We start from the raw sequence: 18,982 nt of genomic DNA on the forward strand, positions 1-18,982 counted from the left end.
GTGGGAACCACCCCGGCTCAACGGAGGGTCGCGGCGAGGAGGGCGACGTCGTCGTCGGCGGTGGGGGAGAGGCCAGTGAGGACGGCGTCCAGGAGTTGTTCGCCGCCGGCGTCGCGGGGCAGCCGCAGGCGGGTCAGGCGGGCCAGCGAGGCGTCGATGGGTTCGCTGCGGCGTTCGACCAGGCCGTCGGTGTAGAGCAGCAGGTGGTGGCCGGGCGGGCACTGGGCGGTGACCTCGGGGAAGCCGCCGAAGCCGGTGGCCAGGGGTGGTCCGGGTTCGACCGCGAGCAGTCGGACGGAGCCGTCCGGGGCGATCAGGGCGGGCGGCAGGTGTCCGGCGCTGGCGAAGGTGCAGACGCCGGTCTCCGGGGACATCACCACCGCCAGGCAGGTGGCGGGGCGGCCGGCGGCCAGCGGTGCGGTCAGCCGGTCCATCCGGTCGAGGATGCGGCCGGGCGGCAGGTTGCCGGAGGCGATCATCCGCAGCATGGCCTGGTAGTGGCTCATCTCGACGGCGGCTTCCAGGCTGTGCCCCATCACGTCGCCGATCGCCAGCAGCGTGGTGCCGTCGGGCCGCGCCACGGTCTCGTACCAGTCGCCGCCGACCAGGGCGCTGGCGCCGGCCGGCCGGTAGCGGAAGGCGACCTCCAGGCCGGGGTGCGGGGCACCCGGTTCGGCGAGCAGGGCCCGCTGCAGGTCCAGGGCGATGCCGTGTTCGCGGGTGAAGCGGCGGGCGTTGTCGATGCTGACGGCGGCCCGCAGCGCGAGGTCGGCGACCACCACCGCGTCCTCCTGGGTGAACAGCGGCGAGGAGCCGGCCCGGATCAGGGTGACGGTGCCGAGCGGACGGCCGCGGGCCACCAGCGGCGCGACCATGCCGGAGTGGACGCCTGCGCGGCGCAGTGCCGCCAGCCGGTCGGGGCTCGCCGCGGCCCGGCCGAGCCGGGCGTCGGAGGGGAGGTTCTCCACCACGGGCCGGCCGGTCTCCAGGGCCCGCCGGGTGGCGGAGCCGGGCTGGTGGTCGATGTACTCGCCGGCCTTGCCGAGGGCCCGTGCACACTCCTCCAGTTCCGGGACGGAGACCAGCGAGGCCCGGCGCAGTCGCAGGTGCCGGCGCGAGGCGTGCAGGGCGGGTGCGTCCTCGGAGGGCGGCAGGACGTCCACCGAGGCGATGTCGCCGAGTTCGGGGACGAGGAAGCGGGCGAGTTCCACGCAGGTGGTGTCCATATCGAGGGTGGTGCCGATCATGGTGGAGGCGCTGTCCAACATGGCGAGCCGCTCGCGGGCGCGTTCCAGTTCGTGCTGCTGCTGCCGGGAGGCGGTGACCTCGAGCACGATCCCCGCGAGGCCGACGATCCGGCCGTCGACCTCCAGCCGGTGGTAGGCGCCGTGGAAGTAGCGGCGGGCGAGCGGCGAGGGCACCCGGGTCTGCCCGCTGGAGGTGGTCTCCCGCGGGATGCCGTCCGCGAGGACGGCCCGCAGCACGTCGGTGCGCGCGTCGATGCCCGGCACGATCTCGGCGATGGTGCGGCCGATGTGCTCCTCGGCGGGCACGCCGTTCATCCGGGCGAGGGAGGAGTTGACGTACAGGTACCGCAGGTCGGTGTCGAGGACGCCGACCGCGCCCGGGGTGCCCTCCAGCAGTTCACGGAGCGGGGACGGCAGGCTGCGCCACACACCGTCGTCGGCCATGGCGTCACCGCCTTCCCGCAGCACGTCCGCCCTCCATCGTCGCGGGCGCGGCAGGCGGCTGCATCCGCACGGGCGTCGGACCGCGCACCGATTGCCCCGGCGGCTGTGCCCCGCCGCCGCGGGCCCCGGCCGACTTGCCGCCCGCCCGTGCGCTGACAAGGTGGGAGAGCGAGCCCTTGCCCGAGAGGGGAGCACCCGTGCAGGCGAACGACCGCGACCGCACCGACGCCGCGCTGCTGGAGGCGCTGTTCACCCGCGCCCCGGCCGGGCTGTTCGTACTCGACCCGGAGCTGCGCGTGGTGCGTTTCAACACCGCGGCCCGCGGCATGCGCGGCCTGCCCCCGGACGCCGTGGTGGGCCGGACGGTCGAGGAGTTCGCCCCCGGCTTCCCGCACGAGAAGCTGACCGAGATCGCCCGGGCCGTCCTGGCCACCGGCAACTCGGTGCGCCGCCTCGAGGTCTCCGGGACCGTCCCGCACGACCCGGAGCGCCGGATGGTGGCCTCGCTGTCGATGTTCCGGCTGAGTGCTCCCGGCGGGCGGGTGCTCGGCCTCGCCGTGATGGCCGAGGACATCACCGAACAGCAGGCCAACGCCGAACGGCTGGCGATCCTGAACGACGCGCAGCGGCTGATCGGCTCCACCCTGGACGCCACCGCGACGGCGGGCGAACTCGCCGAGGTGGCGGTCGGCCGCTTCGCGAACACCGTGATCGTCGACCTGCTGGACGACGTCCTGCGCGGCCGGCGCCTGCCGCCGGGCCCGGTGCCCGCCGACATGCCGCTGCGCCGGGCCGTGCTCCGCTCCACACAGGAGTTCAGCAGTTCGGTGCCGACCGGGTCGCTCACCTCGCTGATCTTCCCGACCGTGCTCACCCAGAGCATGCACGACCACCGGCCACGGCTGATCGCCCGCCTCGCCGCCGACGACCCGCTGATGGTCGCCGACCCGGCGCGCGCCCGCCGGCTGGCCGAGGCAGGCGCCCGCTCGCTGGTCGTCGTGCCGCTCACCGTGCACGGCACCGCGCTCGGCCTCGCCGTCTTCATCCGCTCCGTCGCCGAGGCCCCCTTCGACGAGAAGGACCTCGAACTCGCGACCGAGCTGGCCGACCGGACGGCGCTCAGTGTCCACCGGGCCTGGCAGTACCTGCACGAGCGGAACATCGCCACCGCGCTGCAGCGCCGCCTGCTGCCCGTCCGGCCGCCCGAGCTGCCCGCCGTCGACACCGCCTACCTGCACCTGTCCGGGGACGCCGACGCCGACTGGTTCGACGTCGTCCCGCTCTCCGGCGGCCGGGTCGCCCTCGTCTGCGGAACGGTCACCGGACGCGGCGTGGAGGCGGCCGCCACCATGGGCCAGCTGCGCACCGTGGTGCAGACCCTGGCCCGCCAGGACCTGCCGGCCGACGAACTGCTCGGCGTCCTCGACGAGACGGTGCGCCGGCTGGCCGAGGAGACCGTGCCCGAACCGGGCGAGCCGCAGGTCGCCGCGAGCTGCCTCTACCTCGTCTACGACCCGGTCACCGGCCGCTGCAGCGCGGCCGCCGCCGGCCACCCGCCGCTGATGCCGATCGCCCGCAACGGCGGCCTGCTCGACTTCGACGTGCCGGTCGGCCCCGCGCTCGGCCGCGGTGGCGGGGAGGGCTACGAGGCCGTCGCCGTCGAACTGCCGGAGGGCAGCCTGCTGGCGCTGTACACCCGTGGCCTGACGGCGGGCGCCGACGGCACCGGCCAGGGCGACCGGGACCGGCTGCGGAGGCTGCTCGCCCATCCTGACCGCAGCCTGCGCGAACTGTGCGACGACGTCGCGTACGCCGCCGTGCCGCACCGGCTCGACGAGGACGCCCTGCTGCTGCTCGCCCGCACCAGGATCTTCGGCAGTGACCGGGTCGCGATCTGGACGCTCCCGGCCGACCCCGCGGTGGTCTCCACCGCCCGCACCCTGGTCTCCCAGCAGCTCGCCGCCTGGGGGCTGCACGGGGTCGCCGACGACACCGAACTGATCGTCAGCGAGCTCGTCACCAACGCCATCCGGTACGGCAAGGGCCCCGTCCGGCTGCGGCTGATCCGCGACCGCGGCCTGCTCTGCGAGGTCACCGACAGCAACTCCGCCGCGCCCCACATGCGGCTGGCCCGGACCGGCGACGAGGGCGGCCGCGGCCTCTTCCTGGTGATGCACCTGAGCCGTCGCTGGGGCACCCGGTACGGGGAGCGCGGCAAGACCGTGTGGGCCGAGCAGCCCCTGGTGGCAGGGGTTGAGCGAGCCGCAACCATCGCATGATCGACTCGTTGGATGATCAGCAGTCCAACCGGGCTGCCGACCGTACCGACAGCCACCGGAGCCCCCGCCCATGGACCGCCAGACCCCGCGCCGCCGCGCGTCGCGGCCCGCCGACCGCCGCACCGCCGCAGCGCCCGAGGGCGGCGTGCAGAGCGACGCGGAGGAGGTCCTGGTCGTCAACTACCGTCGCCTCGCCCGGATCGCCTACCTGGTGCTGCCCGCCGGGGCGGACCGGCGGCGGCGCCTGCTGCGCGCCCACGCCGTCACCCAACGCGCCCTGTCCGGCCCGCCCTGGAGCGCCGCCGGGCGCCGCCCCGCCGAGGAGCTCTACGAGGACCTGCGGGACCGCGTGGTGCGGCGCGCCCTGGCCGCCGCCCGCCGCCCCGGCGACCGCGCCCTGCGGGTCCTGCCCCAGGTCCGGGGCCTGCGCCTGACCACCGCGGACGGCGACCTCGCCGCCCTCGCCCTCGACCGGACGCTCGCCGCGCTCACCCCCGCCGGCCGGGCCGCCTACGCCCTGCACGCCGTCGACGGACTGCGGCCCTCCGAGGTCGCCGCGGTGCTCGTCCGCGCCGGCGAGACCAGACCCGACCGGGCCCGGCGGGAGGCCGCCGCCGTCCCGGACGACCTCGCCGGGCACTGGGACGGCGAACGCTTCGACCCGTGCCTCGTCCGCGTCCGGCCCGGCGACCTGATCCGCCGCCGCCGGGCCGCCCGGCTGGCCGCCGCCGCCCTGCTGCTCCTGCCCGTCGCCGCCGGGGCCGGCCTGGTGGTCCGGGAGTCCCGGGCGCCCGCACTCCGGCTGCCCTCCCCGGACGGCACAGCGGCCACCACCGACCCCGCCGGACCGGTCCGGGTGGACGCCGCACCGTCCGGCTGACCGTCCGCGCCGGGCACGCGGCCGCCGACCGCTCGGTGCAGGACCGGACCCTGGCCGTCGACCGCCCGGGCCCGGAGCGTCCCTCGGTCGGGGGCGTCCGCGGCGACGGCACGGTGGTCCGCCCGCTGCCCTGATCCCGCCCCGGGTGCCGGCCTCACCCGCCCGGCCGCCACGGCGGGCCGCCGCTCCCCGCCCCGCGTACGGTCGTCGCGACACCGGCGGACCGACGACGGGAGGCGCACGTGGCGACCACCGGCCTGCCGGACCGGGCACCTCCGGCGGTCCCGCCCGGCCGGACGGAGACCCGCGGCGGCCCCGTACACGCCGCACTCACCGGCGCCGGCGCCGGGCTGCTGGTGGTGCTCGCGATCACCGTCGGCAGCCGCGGGCTGCGCGGCCTGGACTCCGACCTGGTGCCCTACGCGGTCGTCACCGTCGTCCTCGCCTGGGTCCTGGCGCACCGCGGCGCGGACCGCATCGCCGCCGGCGCGGGCCGGCTGCTGCGGTGGGCCCGGCACCCGTCCCGCCCGCGCCTCCGCCTCCACCGGCGCCCCGGACCACGACCCTCGCCGGCCGGCCGGCTGGTGATCTGGGGCTCCGCGGCGGCCGCAGCCGTCGCTCTCCCGCTCGGCTGGGGCTGGTTCGCCGTCGGCGCCGTCGGCACGTACGGGCCGGGTCAGCGGCTGCGGCTGCACGGCCGGGACGTCCTCGGCTACACCCGGGACGGCCTCCCCGGCCTGCTCGTCCGCCACTGGCTCGACCTGGCCGCCCTCGTGGTGCTCGCCGGCTGCGCAGGGCTCCTGCAGTGGCGGCGCGAGGGGCGGGACGACCCGGGACGGCGCAGCGCCCGCGACGTGGTGCTGCTCGCGGCACCGGCCGCCGTCGCCGCCACCGGCCTGCTGCTCACCGCCTCGGAGGTGGTCCTCGGCGGCGGCGGCCACCGGTTCCTGTCGGTGCTCCACCTGGTCTCCCTGGTGGCCGCAGTGGCGCTGCTGCCGTACGGCGGGTACCGCCGGATCCTCCGCGGCCGGGCCCGTACGGCCGAGGAGCGTCCCGCTCGCGAGGCGGAGGTGCCGAGCCCGTGGTGACCGGCAAGGACCTCCCCACCCGCCGCGACTGCCTGCGCGTCGCCGCCACCGTCTCCGGCGGACTCGCCACCGGCACCGCCCTGGTCGCCGCCGGCGCCCTGCCGCGTCGCGGCGACGGCACCGCCGTCCCCGTCCGGATCGCCGACCGGATCGCCCGCGGCCAGGCCGTCGCCTTCGCCTACCCCGGCCCCGAGGACCGCGCCCTGGCCGTCCGGCTCGCCGACGGCACACTCGTCGGCCGCTCCGCCGTCTGCACCCACCTCGCCTGCGCCCTGGTGCACCGCCCCGGGCACGGGCCCGACGGCGACCTCCACTGCCCGTGCCACGGCGGCGGGTTCGACGTCCGGACGGGTGAGGTCACCGGCGGGCCGCCGCCCCGCGCGCTGCCGAAGGTCCTGCTCACCGAGGACGCTCGCGGCGCGGTCTGGGCGGTCGGCACCGCACGCCCCGGCGAGGACGAGCGGGCGGGCCTCTGCCGCGGCCTGCGCGCACGCGACCCGGACACCGCAGACCGGATCGGCTGCGAGCCGTGAGCGCGCCCGGGGAGAGCGGCGGGACCGGACCGGAGCCGCCGCGGCCCGCCCGGCGCCGGGTGGTGCTCGCCGGCGTCCTGGTGGCCTTCCAGGTCTGGGCGCTGGCCGCAGCCGCCGACGCCCGGGCGGAGGGCGGCACCACGGCCGTCCGGTGGTGGACCGGCCTCTCCGCGCTCGCCTTCCTCGCCGTCCTGGCGTCCTGGCGCAGGGCCGGGCGCCGTTGGAGCCGGGCGGTGCAGGGGCGCGGGGATAGGCTGATCACGGCCCGGCAGCCACCGGAGAGGAGCGGACGGCCGTGCAGATCACCAAGGACACCCGCCTGTGCATGTCGCTCGCGGCCCGGCCCGGCAACTTCGGGACGCGTTTCCACAACTACCTGTACGGCGAACTCGGCCTGGACTACGTCTACAAGGCCTTCACCACCGACGACCTGCCCGCCGCCATCGGCGGAGTGCGGGCGCTCGGCATCCGCGGCTGCGCGATCTCCATGCCCTTCAAGGAGGACGTGATCCCGCTCGTGGACGAGGTGGCGCCGTCCGCCGCCGCCCTCCGCTCGGTGAACACCCTGGTCAACGACGGCGGCCGGCTGACCGCCCACAACACCGACTACACCGCGATCCGGCTGCTGCTGGAGAGCCGGAAGGTGCCGGCCGGGGCCGACTTCGTCCTGCGCGGCAGCGGTGGCATGGCGAAGGCCGTCGCCGGTGCCCTGCACGACGCCGGCTTCCGGCAGGGCACGGTCGTCGCCCGCAACCCGCAGGCCGGGCGGGAGCTCGCCGACCGGTACGGGTTCGACTGGCGGCCGGACGCCGGCGGCCTGCAGGCGGCGCTGCTGGTGAACGCGACGCCGATCGGCATGGCGGGCGGGCCCGAGGCCGAGGACCTGGCCTTCGCGGAGGAGGCCGTCCGCGCCGCCGGCACCGTCTTCGAGGTGGTCGCGCTGCCGGTGGAGACCCCGCTCGTCCGCGCCGCCCGGGCGGCGGGCACACCCGTGATCACGGGGGTCGAGGTGCTGGTGCTGCAGGCCCTGGAGCAGTTCGAGCTGTACACCGGCATCCGCCCGGACGAGGAGCTGGTGGCTCGCGCCGCCGCGCACGCCCGCGGCTGATCGCGCCGGGCCGCCTGCCGGGTCGGGCCGGGTCCGGGGCGCGGGTTCGGGAGGCGGGGGCGGGTGGCGGTCCCCCTCGGGGTATAACTGCAGCGTGACCACCGATCTGCCACCGTCGACCAGACCCGTGACGCTGGAACACGTCGCGAAGGTGGCCGGCGTGTCCCGAGCGACCGTGTCCCGCGTGGTGAACGGCAAGTCCACCGTCGATCCCGAGCTCCGCCGGATCGTCGAGGAGGCCGTCGCCGCCACCAACTACGTGCCGAACTCCGCCGCCCGCTCGCTCGTCACCCGGCGCACCAACTCGGTGGCCCTGGTGGTCTCCGAGGCGGAGCGGCGCAACCAGCCGCTGGACCCGTTCGTCGGGCGGATGTTCACCGACCCGCACTTCGGCCGGGTGGTGAGCGGCGTCATCCAGGTGCTGCGCCCGCAGGGCATGCAGATGGTGCTGATGCTGGCGGACGACGCCGAGTCGCGCAGCCAACTGCTCGGCTACCTGCGGCAGGGCCACGTCGACGGCGTCATCCTGATCTCCTCCAACGCCGCCGACCCGCTGCCGGCCTGGCTCACCGAGGCCCGCATCCCGGCGGTGCAGGCGTCCAGGCCCGCCTCGTCCAGCTCGATCGCGTACGTGGACGTGGACCAGCGGGAGGGCGTCCGGCTGGCGGTCGACCACCTGGTGGGGCTGGGGCGGAAGCGGATCGCGACGATCACCGGCCCGCTGGACATGCCCGCCAGCCAGGAGCGGCTGACCGGCTTCCGCGAGGCGCTGGCCGCGCACGGCCACGGCGAGGGCGTGTACGTGGAGGGCGACTTCACGCAGGACGGCGGCGCGGCGGCGATGCGGGTGCTGCTGGAGCGGGCGCCCGACCTGGACGCGGTGTTCATCGCCTCGGACCTGATGGCCCTCGGCGCGTTGCCGGTGCTCTCGCGCAGCGGGCGGCGGGTGCCCGAGGACGTCGCGGTGGTGGGCTTCGACGACAGCAGTGCGGCGCTCGCCTGCGACCCGCAGCTGACCACGGTGCGGCAGCCGGTCGAGGACATGGCGGCCGAGATGGCGCGGCTGGTGCTGCGTCAGATCGCGGAGCCGGCCAAGACGATGCCGATGGTGGTCTTCCGGCCGTCACTGGTGATCCGCCAGTCCGCCTGAGCCGAGGCAGCCCGCGTAAGGGCGTGTGGGGGTACCTCCGCACGCCCTGTCGGCCTGCGCGTGGAGAGCGTTTTCTCATCTGGGCGTAGCTGGCAGGCGCACGCCCATTGACACGGAGGACGTCGCCGAGCGTGCCGGGGTCTCCCGGGCCACCGCCTCCCGGGTGGTCAGCGGCTCCCACCCGGTCAGTGAGCGGCGCCGGTCCGCCGTGCTGCGCGCCGTCGCCGACCTGCGGTACGTGCCCAACCAGGCCGCCCGCTCCCTGGTGAGCCGCCGCACCGGCTCGTACGCCCTGGTGTTGCCGGAGGGGATGGGGCAGGTCTTCTCGGAGGGCTTCTTCCCCACCCTGATCCGCGGTGCCACGGCCGAACTCGAGGAGTCCGACGAACAGTTGGTCATCCTGCTGGCCGGCTCCGCGGCCGGCCGGCGGCGGATCGAGCAGTACGCGCGGGGCGGGCACGTGGACGGCGTGGTGCTCGCCTCGGTGCACGACCGCGATCCGCTGCCCGGCCTGCTGGCAGGCACCGGCATCCCCGTGGTGTGCAGCGAACGCTCCTACGGTGGGCTGCAGTTGCCCTACATCGGGGTGGACAACGCGGGCGGTGCGGCTGCCGCCGTCCGGTACCTGAAGAAGATCGGCCGGACCCGGATCGCCACCGTCGCCGGGCCCTCCTCCGCCCCGGCGGGGCAGGACCGGCTGGCCGCCTACCTGCGCGAGATCTCCCGGGTGCACCGCCGTCCGCTGGTCGCCGAGGCCGACTTCACCGTCGAAGGCGGCCGGGCGGCGGCCGCCCGGCTGCTGGCGGAGGAGCCGCGGATCGACGGCCTGTTCGCCGCCTCCGACCAGATGGCGCTGGGCGCGCTCGACGCCCTTCGGCGGGCCGGCCGCCGGGTGCCCGAGGACGTGGCCGTGGTCGGCTTCGACGACGTCGACTGCGCCCGCCTCGCCGAGCCCGCGCTCACCACCGTGCACCAGCCGATCGAGCAGCTCGGCCGCCAACTCGTCCGCCTGGTGCAGCGGTTGGCAGCCGGGGAGGAGGCCGGACCGGCGCTGGTGCTGCCCACCGCCCTGGTCGTGCGCGATTCCGCCTGACCGGCCACCCGACCCCCGCCCGAGGACGGCCATGGACCACCCCCGGCCCCGCAGGCCGACGGCGCGCGGACCGCCGTGCGCGGGCCCGCCCCCACCGATGCACCGTCGTTCAGACTCCGCACCACCCCACCCAGCTGGAGTTCCCCATGACAACGGCACCACCGCACGTCCTGTCGCGCGTGCCGCGCCCCCGGCGGGCGCTGCCCTGGCTGCTGACGGCCCTGCTGCTCGCCGTCGGCGCCCTGCTCGTCCCGTTCGCCCCCGCGGCCCCCGCGGCGGAGAGCCTGCTCTCCCAGGGCAAGGCCGTCACCGCCTCCTCCACCGAGAACGGCGTGGCCTTCCCCGCCTGGGCCGCCGTCGACGGCAATGCCGGCACCCGCTGGTCGAGCGCCTTCGCCGATCCGCAGTGGCTCCAGGTCGACCTGGGCGCCACCGCCACCGTCAGCCGTGTCGTCCTGCAGTGGGAGGCCGCCTACGCGACCGGCTTCAAGCTGCAGACCTCCGCCGACGGCACCACCTGGACGGACGTCTACAGCACCGCCGCAGGCACCGGCGGCACCCAGAACCTCACCGTAAACGGCACCGGCCGCTACGTCCGGATGTACGGCACCGCCCGGGCCACCCAGTACGGCTACTCGCTCTGGGAGTTCCAGGTGTACGGCACCCCCGGCGGCGGCACGGGCGGCGGCGATGTCCAACTCTCGTACAACAAACCGGCCGTGGCCTCCAGCAGCCAGAACGACGGCGGCTGCGGCAACTGCACGCCGGGGAAGGCCGTGGACCAGGACCCGGCCACCCGCTGGGCCACCGCCGCCTGGAGCGACCCGGCCTGGATCTACATCGACCTCGGCGCCACCGCCACCGTCCACAAGGTGATCCTGCAGTGGGACCCGGCCTACGCCACCGCGTACAGGCTGCAGGTCTCCAGCGACGCCGCCAACTGGACGGACATCTACTCCACCACCACCGGCAAGGGCTTCAAGGAGACCATCACCAACCTGAACGGCACCGGCCGCTACGTCCGGATGTACGGCACCGCCCGGGCCACCCAGTACGGCTACTCGCTCTGGGAGTTCCAGGTGTTCGGCACCGGCGGCAACCCCGTCACCCCGCCGCCGCTGCCGCCGAACCCGACCTTCCCGGCCGGCCGGCTGGTCTTCAGCGACGAGTTCAACGGCCCGAACGGCACCGCGCCGGACGCCGGCAAGTGGACCACCGACCCCGGCCCGGGCGTCAACAACGAGCTGGAGTACTACACCACCGGCAACAAGAACCTCTTCCAGGACGGCACCGGCAACCTGGTGATCGAGGCCCGCAAGGAGGTCACCCCCGGCTCGTCCTGCCCGCGGGACCCGCTCTCCGGCAGCACCACCTGCCAGTACACCTCCGGCCGGATCAACACCTCCGGCCACTTCGACTTCACCTACGGCCACGCCGAGGCCCGGATCAAGGTGACCGGTACCCAGGGCCTCTGGCCGGCCTTCTGGATGCTCGGCTCCAACTTCAAGTCCGGTACCCCGTGGCCGTACTCGGGTGAGATCGACATCATGGAGCACGTGGGCAAGGTCGCCGACACGGTGTACTCCACGCTGCACGCGCCCGCCTACAACGGCGCGGGCGGGTACGGCTCGCCGTACACCCTGGCGGGCACCGACTTCGCCGGCGCCTTCCACACCTACGCGGTGGACTGGGACTCCGCCCACATGACGTTCTACGTGGACGGCAACGCCTTCTTCACCGTGGACCGCACCGCCCTGGAGGCGACCCGCGGCCCGTGGGTGTACGACCACCCGTTCTACCTGATCCTCAACAACGCGGTGGGCGGCGACTGGCCGGGCGCCCCGGACGCCTCGACCGTGTTCCCGCAGAAGATGCTCGTGGACTACGTCCGCGTCTACCAGTAGCGGGAGTCGCCGCCGGCCGGGTGCCCCGTGCGGAGCACCCGGCCGGCGGTACCGCTGTGCGCGCCGGTCGGGGTGGTCAGGGCCGGTAGACGCGGCCCGGCTCCGGGGCCGCGGGGGCGAGGAGCTGGGAGACCGTCACCACCGTGTAGCCGCGGCGGTGGAGTTCGGCGAGGATGCCCGGGACGGCCGGGACGGTGCCCGGGTAGATGTCGTGCAGCAGGATGATCCCGTCGCGGCGGACCTGGTCGAGGACGCGCTGCTGGATCAGCGCGGAGTCGTCGGTGTCGTAGTCCTTGGCGGTGACGCTCCACAGCACCTGGGCGACGCCGAGTTCGGCGCAGATCCGGGACACCTCGTCGTCGGTGCGGCCCTGCGGCGGGCGCATCAGGACGGGCCGCCTGCCGGTGATCCGCTCCACCGCGTCCTGGGTGCGGGATATCTCGGCGCGCGCCTCCGCGGACGGGATCTCGGTGAGGATGCGGTGCGTCCAGGTGTGGTTGGCCGGTTCGTGGCCCTCGGCGACGATGCGGCGGACGGTGTCGGGGTGCTCCACCACGTGGTTCTTGCCGAGCATGAAGAAGGTCGCGTGCGCGTTCTCCCGCTTGAGGATGTCGAGCAGCCCCGGCGTGTACTCGCTCGGCCCGGCGTCGAAGGTGAGGGCCACACAGGTGGCCTTGCGGCAGTCGACGCCCTGGACGGCGGTGTCCTGGGAGACCGCCGACGCCCGGTCGCGGGCCGCCCGCGGGGCGGTGGTCTCGTACGAGGCGCAGCCGCCCAGCGACAGGGCCATGGCGGCCGCCATGGCGAGCGCTGGTGCGGTACGCCTACGAACCATGCTGCTGCCGAACGGCATCGAGCCCCCTCCCCGTGGCCACGCCGCCGGTCGGAGGCGTGTTCGAGGAGACTCTAAACGACCTTGCATACCTGGTATGCGGCAGGGTCGTTGTGCTCAGGCCATCCAGAAGAAGACCGCGGTCATCCGCTTGTCCTCCGTCGTGCTGCCCCAGTAGCCGGTCGCCGTGTGGATGATGTTGGCGCTGTACAGCAGCAGCCGGTTGAAGCGGTGCGGGACGCGGACGTCCTCGACGAAGGCGTCGGCGGGCACGAAGCGGGTGCCGAGCGCATCGACCAGGTTGTTGTGCGGGGCGGCCACGATGTTGCCGCCCAGCGCCCCGCCCGGGAGCTGCTGGCGGTAGAAGCTGGTGCCGCAGTCCTTCGGCGCCTCGGGGTTGAGGTAGAGCACCGCGGCGTAGCGGCACACCGCGCGCGAGTCGGTGTGCGGGCGCGGCTCGCACTCGTCCTTGCCGACCACCTGGATGCAGTTGTGGTTCACGGTGGCGCCGGCCGGCCCGGTCTCCGCCCAGATCCGGCGTGCACCGGTCGCCTTCGTCACCAGGCCCTCGACGTGGGCGAGTTCGTCCGGTGTCAGGCCCGGCATGGTGCGCATGCCCGGCCAGGTCTCGGGCTTGTGCGGGTAGCCCCGGCTCCAGTCGTCGCGGGCCAGGCAGCGGGCCCGGACGGCTTCGGCGTCGGGGAGCACGTCGTCGATGACCCAGTAGTCGCGGCCGCGGGTCGGCTTGCGATAGGGCAGGACCGGGAGCACCGGCGTCCGGGGGAGGGGTGACATGGCCCCGACGGTAGCCAGGCCGGTCGGTGCCTCTCGCCCGTGATCAGGTCAATTGTGCGTCAAGGCATGGCCAAGGCGGCCGGTGCCGGTGCCGGTGCCGGGCTCGTGGCCTGCGGCGCGCCGAAGTGCGCGACGTAGTGCCAGACCCGCTTGAGGTCCTGCGGGTGGTACCGGCCGCTGCGCTCGGCGTCGCCGATGATCCGTGCGTCCAGCAGGCCGTCCTCGGCGATCTCCTCGCCCAGGGCGACGAACTCCGGTCCGCGGAAGTCCGGACGGCGGCGCAGCACGTCGACGGTGATCCGGAACCCCGGGTGCCACTCGAGCGGGCAGGGCAGCCGGCGGGCGTCCTCCTCGACCTGCGTGCCGCGGTAGCAGGAGTCCAGGACGAGGGCCTCCACGTCGCGGTCCAGCCGGACCGGGCCGTGCAGGTGCGCCTCGATGTGGCCGTCCAGCGGGCCGAGATCCTCGCGTTCGGCCAGGGGCAGCAGGGCGAAGCGGCCGGCGACGCCGAAGTCCTCCGGCTCGGTGCAGCTGTCGGGGTAGCAGAAGGTGGCCCGCTCGACCGTGTCCGCGGTCAGCCGGAGGTAGGAGGAGCCGAACCGGGGTGCGCCGCCGCCGGGCAGGCCGCGGAAGTCCACGGCGCCGTAGACCGGGCGCTCGTGGCCCGGGGCGTCGTCGTAGGCGCCGCCGAACATCCGGCTCTCCCAGCGCCATCGGTCGCCTCCGGGGTGGGCGGAGAGGCTGCCGGCCCCCGTGCCGGTGACGAACTGCGAGCGGTAGAGGCCCTCTTCGGCCAGCCCGTGCAGGACGGGCCGGCCGCGCGCCGTCCGGTCCGGGTGGAAGTTCAGCGTCAGGCGCAGCCGGGGGTCGATCGGGCCGCCCGTCGAGCGCGCCGTGACATGGCGCAGGGCACGTTGCTGCGGGGTGTCCTCGATGTCGGGGCTCATCGCCGCAGTCTGCCGGAGCCGCAGGCGGCAGCGCATCCGGATTCGGGCGGGGTGACCCCGAGCGTCGGCGGCCGGCACGGCGTTGCGTCAGAACAGCCAGCGGGCGAAGACGACGGAGCCGAGGACGGTGAGGCCGAGGAGGGCCAGGACGGCGAGCACGGCCACCGTGGCGCAGGAGAAGAACACGAGGTCGAAGGACCCGTCCTCCTCCAGGACGGTGCCGTCCGCGTCGCGGAGTTCGTCGCGGGCCTCCTTGGCGTCGTACCAGCCGACCGGGTAGCCCGCCAGGGCGGTGGCGGCTTCGCGGACCTCGATCAGCCGGGTGCGGGCGGTCTCCGTCGGGGCGTCGGACTCCGGGCCGCGCCAGGCAAGGGCGATCATCCGGGCGAGCGGGTCGGCGTAGCGCTCCTCGAAGGCCGCGGTCTCCGCCGGGTCGCGGTCCTCGTCCAGGTACGTCCAGCGGCCGGCCTCGGCGGGCTCGCCGTACAGCCGGTACACCTCGGCCAGCCGGCGGCGCGCCGTCAGGTCGGCGGGGCGGCTCCCGACCAGGCCGCGCAGGCGCTGGCGGGCGACGGGTATCCGGCCGGCGCGGAGGTCCGCGTCGGCCCTGGTGAGGGCGGTTTCGACGGTCATCGGAGCATGGTCGGGGCTGCCGCAACCGCAGGTCAAGGCGGTTTCCGCCGGGGGAGGGGCCGCTCAGGCGCCCGCGGACGGGAGGAAGCCCTCCAGCAGCGGGACGAGCAGCCGGGTCCTCCGCATGACGTCCATGTGGGTGGTGCGCGGCAGGACGGCCAGCCGGGCGTCCGGGATCAGCTCGTACATCTCCACCGCGTGGTCGAGGCGGACGAAGTCGTGGTCGCCGACGACCAGCAGGGTGGGTGCCGCCAGGCGGCGCAGCGCCTCGGCCGGCCAGCCCTCGAAGGCGCCGACCGCGCCCGAGGCCTTGGCGGCGAAGTCGTCGAAGTGGTCCGGCTCGGGGGAGACCGCGAGGTGGGCCTCGCGCATCTCGGCGAAGTCCCGTTCGGTGGGCATCCGGGTGGAGCCGGGGTGGAGTTCGGAGCGGCGGATCTCGTCGTGGTAGCCGTCGGGGCGGTAGTTGGTGGAGGCGAGGACGAGGTGGTCCACCCGGGCCGGGTGGCTGATCGCCAGCTCCAGTGCGACGTAGCCGCCGAGGCTGAAGCCGAGCAGGTCGGCCCGTTCGATGCCGAGGTGGTCGAGCAGCCCGAGGACGTCCTCGGCGAGGTGGCCGATGCGGAACTCGCGGTCGCTGTCGGCGGTGTGTCCGTGGCCCTGGAGCTCGGGTGCGATCACCCGGCGGCCGGGCGGGAGCGCCGTGATCAGGGCGCCGAAGGCCATCTCGGCGGTCAGCAGGCCGCCGTGCAGGGCGACCAGCGGCCGCCCGTCGGCGGGGCCGTGCTCCTCGTAGTACAGGTCGATCCCGTTGACGTGCAGGTGGCGGCCGGCGGTCACGAGTCCTCCTGGCTGGGGCGGCGTTCCGCTCCAGTCTGGGCCGCCGGACCGCCGCCGCCCGGGAGGAGCGACGGCCCGGCGAGCCGCGGGTGGGCCGGGTACCCCCGGCGCCCCCGAACCGGACCCGGTCACTCCGAATGTCAGTGGCGGTCGAGATGATGTTCGACATGAAGGACGCAGCCGCCCTGGCCACCCATGCCGCCTATGCCGATGCCGTCGCCACCGCCGTGCAGGCGGCCGCGGCCTACTACGCCGACGGCGCCACGCCGCTGGGCGACGACGAGTACGACGCGCTGCTGCGCTCGATCGAGGCCTACGAGCAGGCCAACCCCGGTGAGGCGCTGCCCGACTCGCCGACCGGCAAGGTCGCCGGCGGCGCCGCGGTCGGCGACGTCCCGCACTCGGTGCCCATGCTCAGCCTGGACAACGTCTTCTCCGGCGAGGAGCTGGAGGCCTGGGCGGCCGGCCTGGAGCGCCGGCTCGGCCGGCCGGTCGACGGCTGGTGCGTCGAGCCCAAGCTCGACGGCCTGGCCGTGGCCGCCCGCTACCGCGCAGGCCGCCTCGTCCGCCTGATCACCCGCGGCGACGGCCTGGCCGGCGAGGACATCGGCCACGCCGCCGACGCCGTCCTCGGCCTTCCGCAGACCCTCGCCGAGCCGCTCGACATCGAACTGCGCGGCGAAGTCCTCCTGACGCAGAGCCAGTTCGAGAAGGCCAACGAGGTGCGGACGGCGCACGGCGCCACCCCCTTCGCCAACCCCCGCAACGGCGCCGCCGGCACCCTGCGGGCCAAGGACCGCCCGTACCGGATCGAGCTCACCTTCTTCGCCTACGGCGCGATCGGTCTCGACGGCCTCGGCCACAGCGAGATCCTCGAGCGGCTCGCCGCCCTCGGCGCCAACACCGCCGCCAGCACTGCCGCCATCCCCGCCCGCTGCGCCGGCGTCGCCGAGGTGCAGCAGCGGATCGACGCGATCGCCGCCCTGCGTGCCGCCCTGCCCTTCGGCATCGACGGCATCGTGGTGAAGGCCGACGCCGCCGCCGACCAGGAGCAGGCCGGCGCGGGCTCCCGGGCGCCGCGTTGGGCCGTCGCCTACAAGCTGCCCGCCGTGCACAAGGTCACCCGGCTGCTCGGCGTCGAGTGGAACGTCGGCCGCACCGGCGTGATCGCCCCGCGCGCCGTCCTGGAGCCGGTCGAGGTCGACGGCGTCACCATCACCTACGCCACCCTGCACAACCCGGCCGACATCACCCGTCGCGGCCTGCTGATCGGCGACCAGGTCTTCGTCCACCGCGCCGGGGACGTCATCCCGCGGGTCGAGGCGCCGCTCGTCGACCAGCGCACCGGCGACGAGCAGCCGATCGAGTTCCCCGCCGCCTGCCCGCGCTGCGGCGACGCCATCGACACCTCGCAGCAGCGGTGGCGCTGCGTCCGCGGCCGGGGCTGCCAGGCCGTCGCCTCCATCCGGTACGCCGTCGGGCGCGACCAGCTCGACGTCGAGGGCCTCGGCGGCACCCGCGCCGTCCAGCTGGTCGAGGCCGGCCTGGTCGTCGACCCCGCCGACCTGTTCGCGCTGACCCGCGAGCAGCTGCTCACCCTCGACCGGATGGGCGACACCAGCGCCGACAACCTGATCGCCGCCATCGAGGAGGCCAGGACGCGCCCGCTCAACCGGGTGTTCTGCGCACTCGGCGTGCTCGGCACCGGCCGCTCCATGTCCCGCCGCATCGCCGCCCACTTCGGCAGCATGGCCGCCATCCGCGCCGCCGACGCCGAGGCCCTCGCCGAGGTCGACGGCATCGGCCCCGACAAGGCCGCCGTGATCGTCACCGAACTCGTCGAACTCGCCCCCGTCCTGGACAAGCTGGCGGCCCACGGCGTCGGCACCGCCGAGACCCCGCCCGCCGCCGCAGTCGCCGCCACCGGGGAGGCCGCAGGCCCGCTCGCCGGCGAAGCCGTCGTGGTCACCGGCAGCATGACCGGGCCGCTCGCCGAGCTCAGCCGCAACCAGATCAACGAACTGATCGAGCGGGCCGGTGGCAAGGCCTCGTCCTCCGTCTCCAAGCGGACCACCCTGCTGGTGGCCGGGGAGAAGGCGGGCTCCAAGCGGGCGAAGGCCGAGGAGCTGGGCATCCGGGTGCTGTCGCCGGAGGGCCTGGCGGAGCTGGTGGGGGCGCTGCTGGTGTGAGGGTGCGGCGTGGCCGCGGGCTGTTGGCTCCGGGCCCGGGCCGCCTGGAAGCCTGAGTCCCGGGGCCCCGGGTCCTGTGAATCCTGAGGCCGAACGGGTGGCCGGGCCGGCCGATGGCGGACACGGCAGGGTGAGGAAGCAGGGGTGGGCGGCCGGCGTGCACAGGGTGCAGGTCGGCGGCCCTGCGCGGCTGATGTTCGGCTCGGGTTGGCCGGTCTGCACCCTGGCCGCCCCTACGACGAAGTCCTCACCCTCACCGTGGAGTTGATCGCGCACCTTGCCTCGGCGGAACGGCAGGCGGTGCTCGCCGGGGCAGCCGTCCGCAGCTACCGGCTCGGCGGCGGTTCCCTGTCGCACTGAAGGCGCCGCCCACCCTTCGGGGACGCCGCCGTTCCGCCGTACGGAGCAGCCGCCGGGGTGGTGCCCGCCGCCAGCCCGGCCGGCTCGCGCCGTGGGGTATGACCCGTACTCAGACCGCGCTGCTGTGCGCGGCCACGCTGTTCGCAGCCACGCTGCAGACCACCGCCGGGGCTGCCACCGCCGCACCCTCCGGCGGCCGCGACCGGCAGACCTGCGAGGCCACCCCCGGACCGCTCCGCGGCCCGGCCCGCCGGATCGACCGCATCGTGCGCGAGACGATGGAGGAGTTCGACCTCAAGTCCGTGCTGTTCAAGGTGACGGAGGACGGCCGCGAGATCGTCACCGGCGCCCGCGGGGAGTCGATGACGAGCGTCCCCGCCGAGCCCGGCATGCACTTCCGTTCCGGTCCGGTGGCCATCGCCGTGTCGGCCACCAAGGGGCCCGGCTCGCCGGACCAGAACAACGCGCAGGTCGCCGCCGAGCGCATCTCCGAACTGCTCGCCCCGGAGAACCCGTTGGTCCTCGCCTGATTCCTCCCGTCCCCGCACCGCCCCCTGCTGCCCGTGCACTGCCCCGCCACCCCGTCCGCACCGGCCGGCCCCGTCGAAGGGGTCGGCCGGAGGCGGTTCAGGACCCGTACCGATGGGTAACCCGGCTCTGCCG

At 75.1% G+C, this 18,982-nt stretch carries 17 protein-coding genes; 11 read left to right on the forward strand and 6 right to left on the reverse strand.

Annotated elements, in window-relative coordinates; translation table 11 throughout:
- Nucleotides 1-17: 17 nt before the first annotated feature.
- The gene (locus AB0M03_RS13155) at nucleotides 18-1,691 is read right to left on the reverse strand and encodes a SpoIIE family protein phosphatase (RefSeq protein WP_363491481.1); all 1,674 of its coding nucleotides are present in this window, start codon (nucleotides 1,689-1,691) and stop codon (nucleotides 18-20) included.
- A gap of 197 nt (nucleotides 1,692-1,888) precedes the next feature.
- Here AB0M03_RS13155 and AB0M03_RS13160 point away from each other — a divergent pair, with 197 nt between their 5' ends.
- The 8 genes from AB0M03_RS13160 (at nucleotide 1,889) to AB0M03_RS13195 (ending at nucleotide 11,726) form a co-directional block, all read left to right on the forward strand.
- Nucleotides 1,889-3,970 (forward strand): SpoIIE family protein phosphatase, encoded by a 2,082-nt coding sequence (locus AB0M03_RS13160; RefSeq protein ID WP_363491482.1) that lies wholly within the window; start codon nucleotides 1,889-1,891, stop codon nucleotides 3,968-3,970.
- 70 nt (nucleotides 3,971-4,040) lie between these two features.
- The gene (locus tag AB0M03_RS13165; RefSeq protein WP_363491483.1) at nucleotides 4,041-4,850 is read left to right on the forward strand and encodes a hypothetical protein; all 810 of its coding nucleotides are present in this window, start codon (nucleotides 4,041-4,043) and stop codon (nucleotides 4,848-4,850) included.
- A gap of 242 nt (nucleotides 4,851-5,092) precedes the next feature.
- Nucleotides 5,093-5,938 carry a hypothetical protein gene (locus tag AB0M03_RS13170; RefSeq protein ID WP_363491484.1) on the forward strand — a complete coding sequence of 282 codons (846 nt, stop codon included), beginning with the start codon at nucleotides 5,093-5,095 and terminating at the stop codon, nucleotides 5,936-5,938.
- On the forward strand, nucleotides 5,932-6,471 hold the full coding sequence (locus AB0M03_RS13175) for a Rieske (2Fe-2S) protein (RefSeq protein WP_363491485.1): 540 nt from the start codon (nucleotides 5,932-5,934) through the stop codon (nucleotides 6,469-6,471). Before AB0M03_RS13170 ends, AB0M03_RS13175 begins: the two co-directional genes overlap by 7 nt.
- Nucleotides 6,472-6,766: 295 nt before the next feature.
- Entirely contained in the window at nucleotides 6,767-7,579 is an 813-nt protein-coding gene (locus AB0M03_RS13180; RefSeq protein WP_363491486.1) for a shikimate 5-dehydrogenase, read from the forward strand.
- A 94-nt stretch (nucleotides 7,580-7,673) separates the two neighbouring features.
- On the forward strand, nucleotides 7,674-8,729 hold the full coding sequence (locus AB0M03_RS13185) for a LacI family DNA-binding transcriptional regulator (protein WP_363491487.1): 1,056 nt from the start codon (nucleotides 7,674-7,676) through the stop codon (nucleotides 8,727-8,729).
- Nucleotides 8,730-8,754: 25 nt separating this feature from the next.
- Nucleotides 8,755-9,822, forward strand: a complete 1,068-nt coding sequence (locus AB0M03_RS13190; protein WP_363491488.1) for a LacI family DNA-binding transcriptional regulator — start codon at nucleotides 8,755-8,757, stop codon at nucleotides 9,820-9,822.
- A gap of 146 nt (nucleotides 9,823-9,968) precedes the next feature.
- Nucleotides 9,969-11,726 carry a discoidin domain-containing protein gene (locus tag AB0M03_RS13195; RefSeq protein ID WP_363491489.1) on the forward strand — a complete coding sequence of 586 codons (1,758 nt, stop codon included), beginning with the start codon at nucleotides 9,969-9,971 and terminating at the stop codon, nucleotides 11,724-11,726.
- A 76-nt stretch (nucleotides 11,727-11,802) separates the two neighbouring features.
- On the opposite strand, the gene AB0M03_RS13200 is transcribed toward AB0M03_RS13195, so the two are convergent.
- From AB0M03_RS13200 to AB0M03_RS13220, 5 genes are all read right to left on the reverse strand, one after another.
- The gene (locus AB0M03_RS13200) at nucleotides 11,803-12,561 is read right to left on the reverse strand and encodes a polysaccharide deacetylase family protein (protein WP_363491490.1); all 759 of its coding nucleotides are present in this window, start codon (nucleotides 12,559-12,561) and stop codon (nucleotides 11,803-11,805) included.
- A gap of 114 nt (nucleotides 12,562-12,675) precedes the next feature.
- Complete coding sequence (locus AB0M03_RS13205) at nucleotides 12,676-13,353, reverse strand: DUF6445 family protein (protein WP_363491491.1); 678 nt, start codon at nucleotides 13,351-13,353, stop codon at nucleotides 12,676-12,678.
- Nucleotides 13,354-13,412: 59 nt separating this feature from the next.
- The gene (locus tag AB0M03_RS13210) at nucleotides 13,413-14,300 is read right to left on the reverse strand and encodes a DUF3626 domain-containing protein (RefSeq protein WP_363491492.1); all 888 of its coding nucleotides are present in this window, start codon (nucleotides 14,298-14,300) and stop codon (nucleotides 13,413-13,415) included.
- An 87-nt stretch (nucleotides 14,301-14,387) separates the two neighbouring features.
- Nucleotides 14,388-14,933 (reverse strand): DUF6584 family protein, encoded by a 546-nt coding sequence (locus AB0M03_RS13215; RefSeq protein ID WP_363491493.1) that lies wholly within the window; start codon nucleotides 14,931-14,933, stop codon nucleotides 14,388-14,390.
- A 63-nt stretch (nucleotides 14,934-14,996) separates the two neighbouring features.
- Nucleotides 14,997-15,770 (reverse strand): alpha/beta fold hydrolase, encoded by a 774-nt coding sequence (locus AB0M03_RS13220; protein ID WP_363491494.1) that lies wholly within the window; start codon nucleotides 15,768-15,770, stop codon nucleotides 14,997-14,999.
- A gap of 158 nt (nucleotides 15,771-15,928) precedes the next feature.
- On the opposite strand from AB0M03_RS13220, the gene ligA reads away from it, so the two are divergent.
- The 3 genes from ligA (at nucleotide 15,929) to AB0M03_RS13235 (ending at nucleotide 18,849) form a co-directional block, all read left to right on the forward strand.
- A complete protein-coding gene (gene ligA, locus AB0M03_RS13225) occupies nucleotides 15,929-17,959 on the forward strand; it encodes an NAD-dependent DNA ligase LigA (RefSeq protein WP_363491536.1) in 2,031 nt (676 codons plus the stop codon).
- A 207-nt stretch (nucleotides 17,960-18,166) separates the two neighbouring features.
- Entirely contained in the window at nucleotides 18,167-18,319 is a 153-nt protein-coding gene (locus AB0M03_RS13230) for a hypothetical protein (protein ID WP_363491495.1), read from the forward strand.
- Between the two features lie 98 nt (nucleotides 18,320-18,417).
- Entirely contained in the window at nucleotides 18,418-18,849 is a 432-nt protein-coding gene (locus AB0M03_RS13235; protein WP_363491496.1) for a hypothetical protein, read from the forward strand.
- The last annotated feature ends 133 nt before the right edge of the window (nucleotides 18,850-18,982 follow it).

Source organism: Kitasatospora sp. NPDC051914 (genome assembly GCF_040680995.1).
GTDB lineage: Bacteria > Actinomycetota > Actinomycetes > Streptomycetales > Streptomycetaceae > Kitasatospora.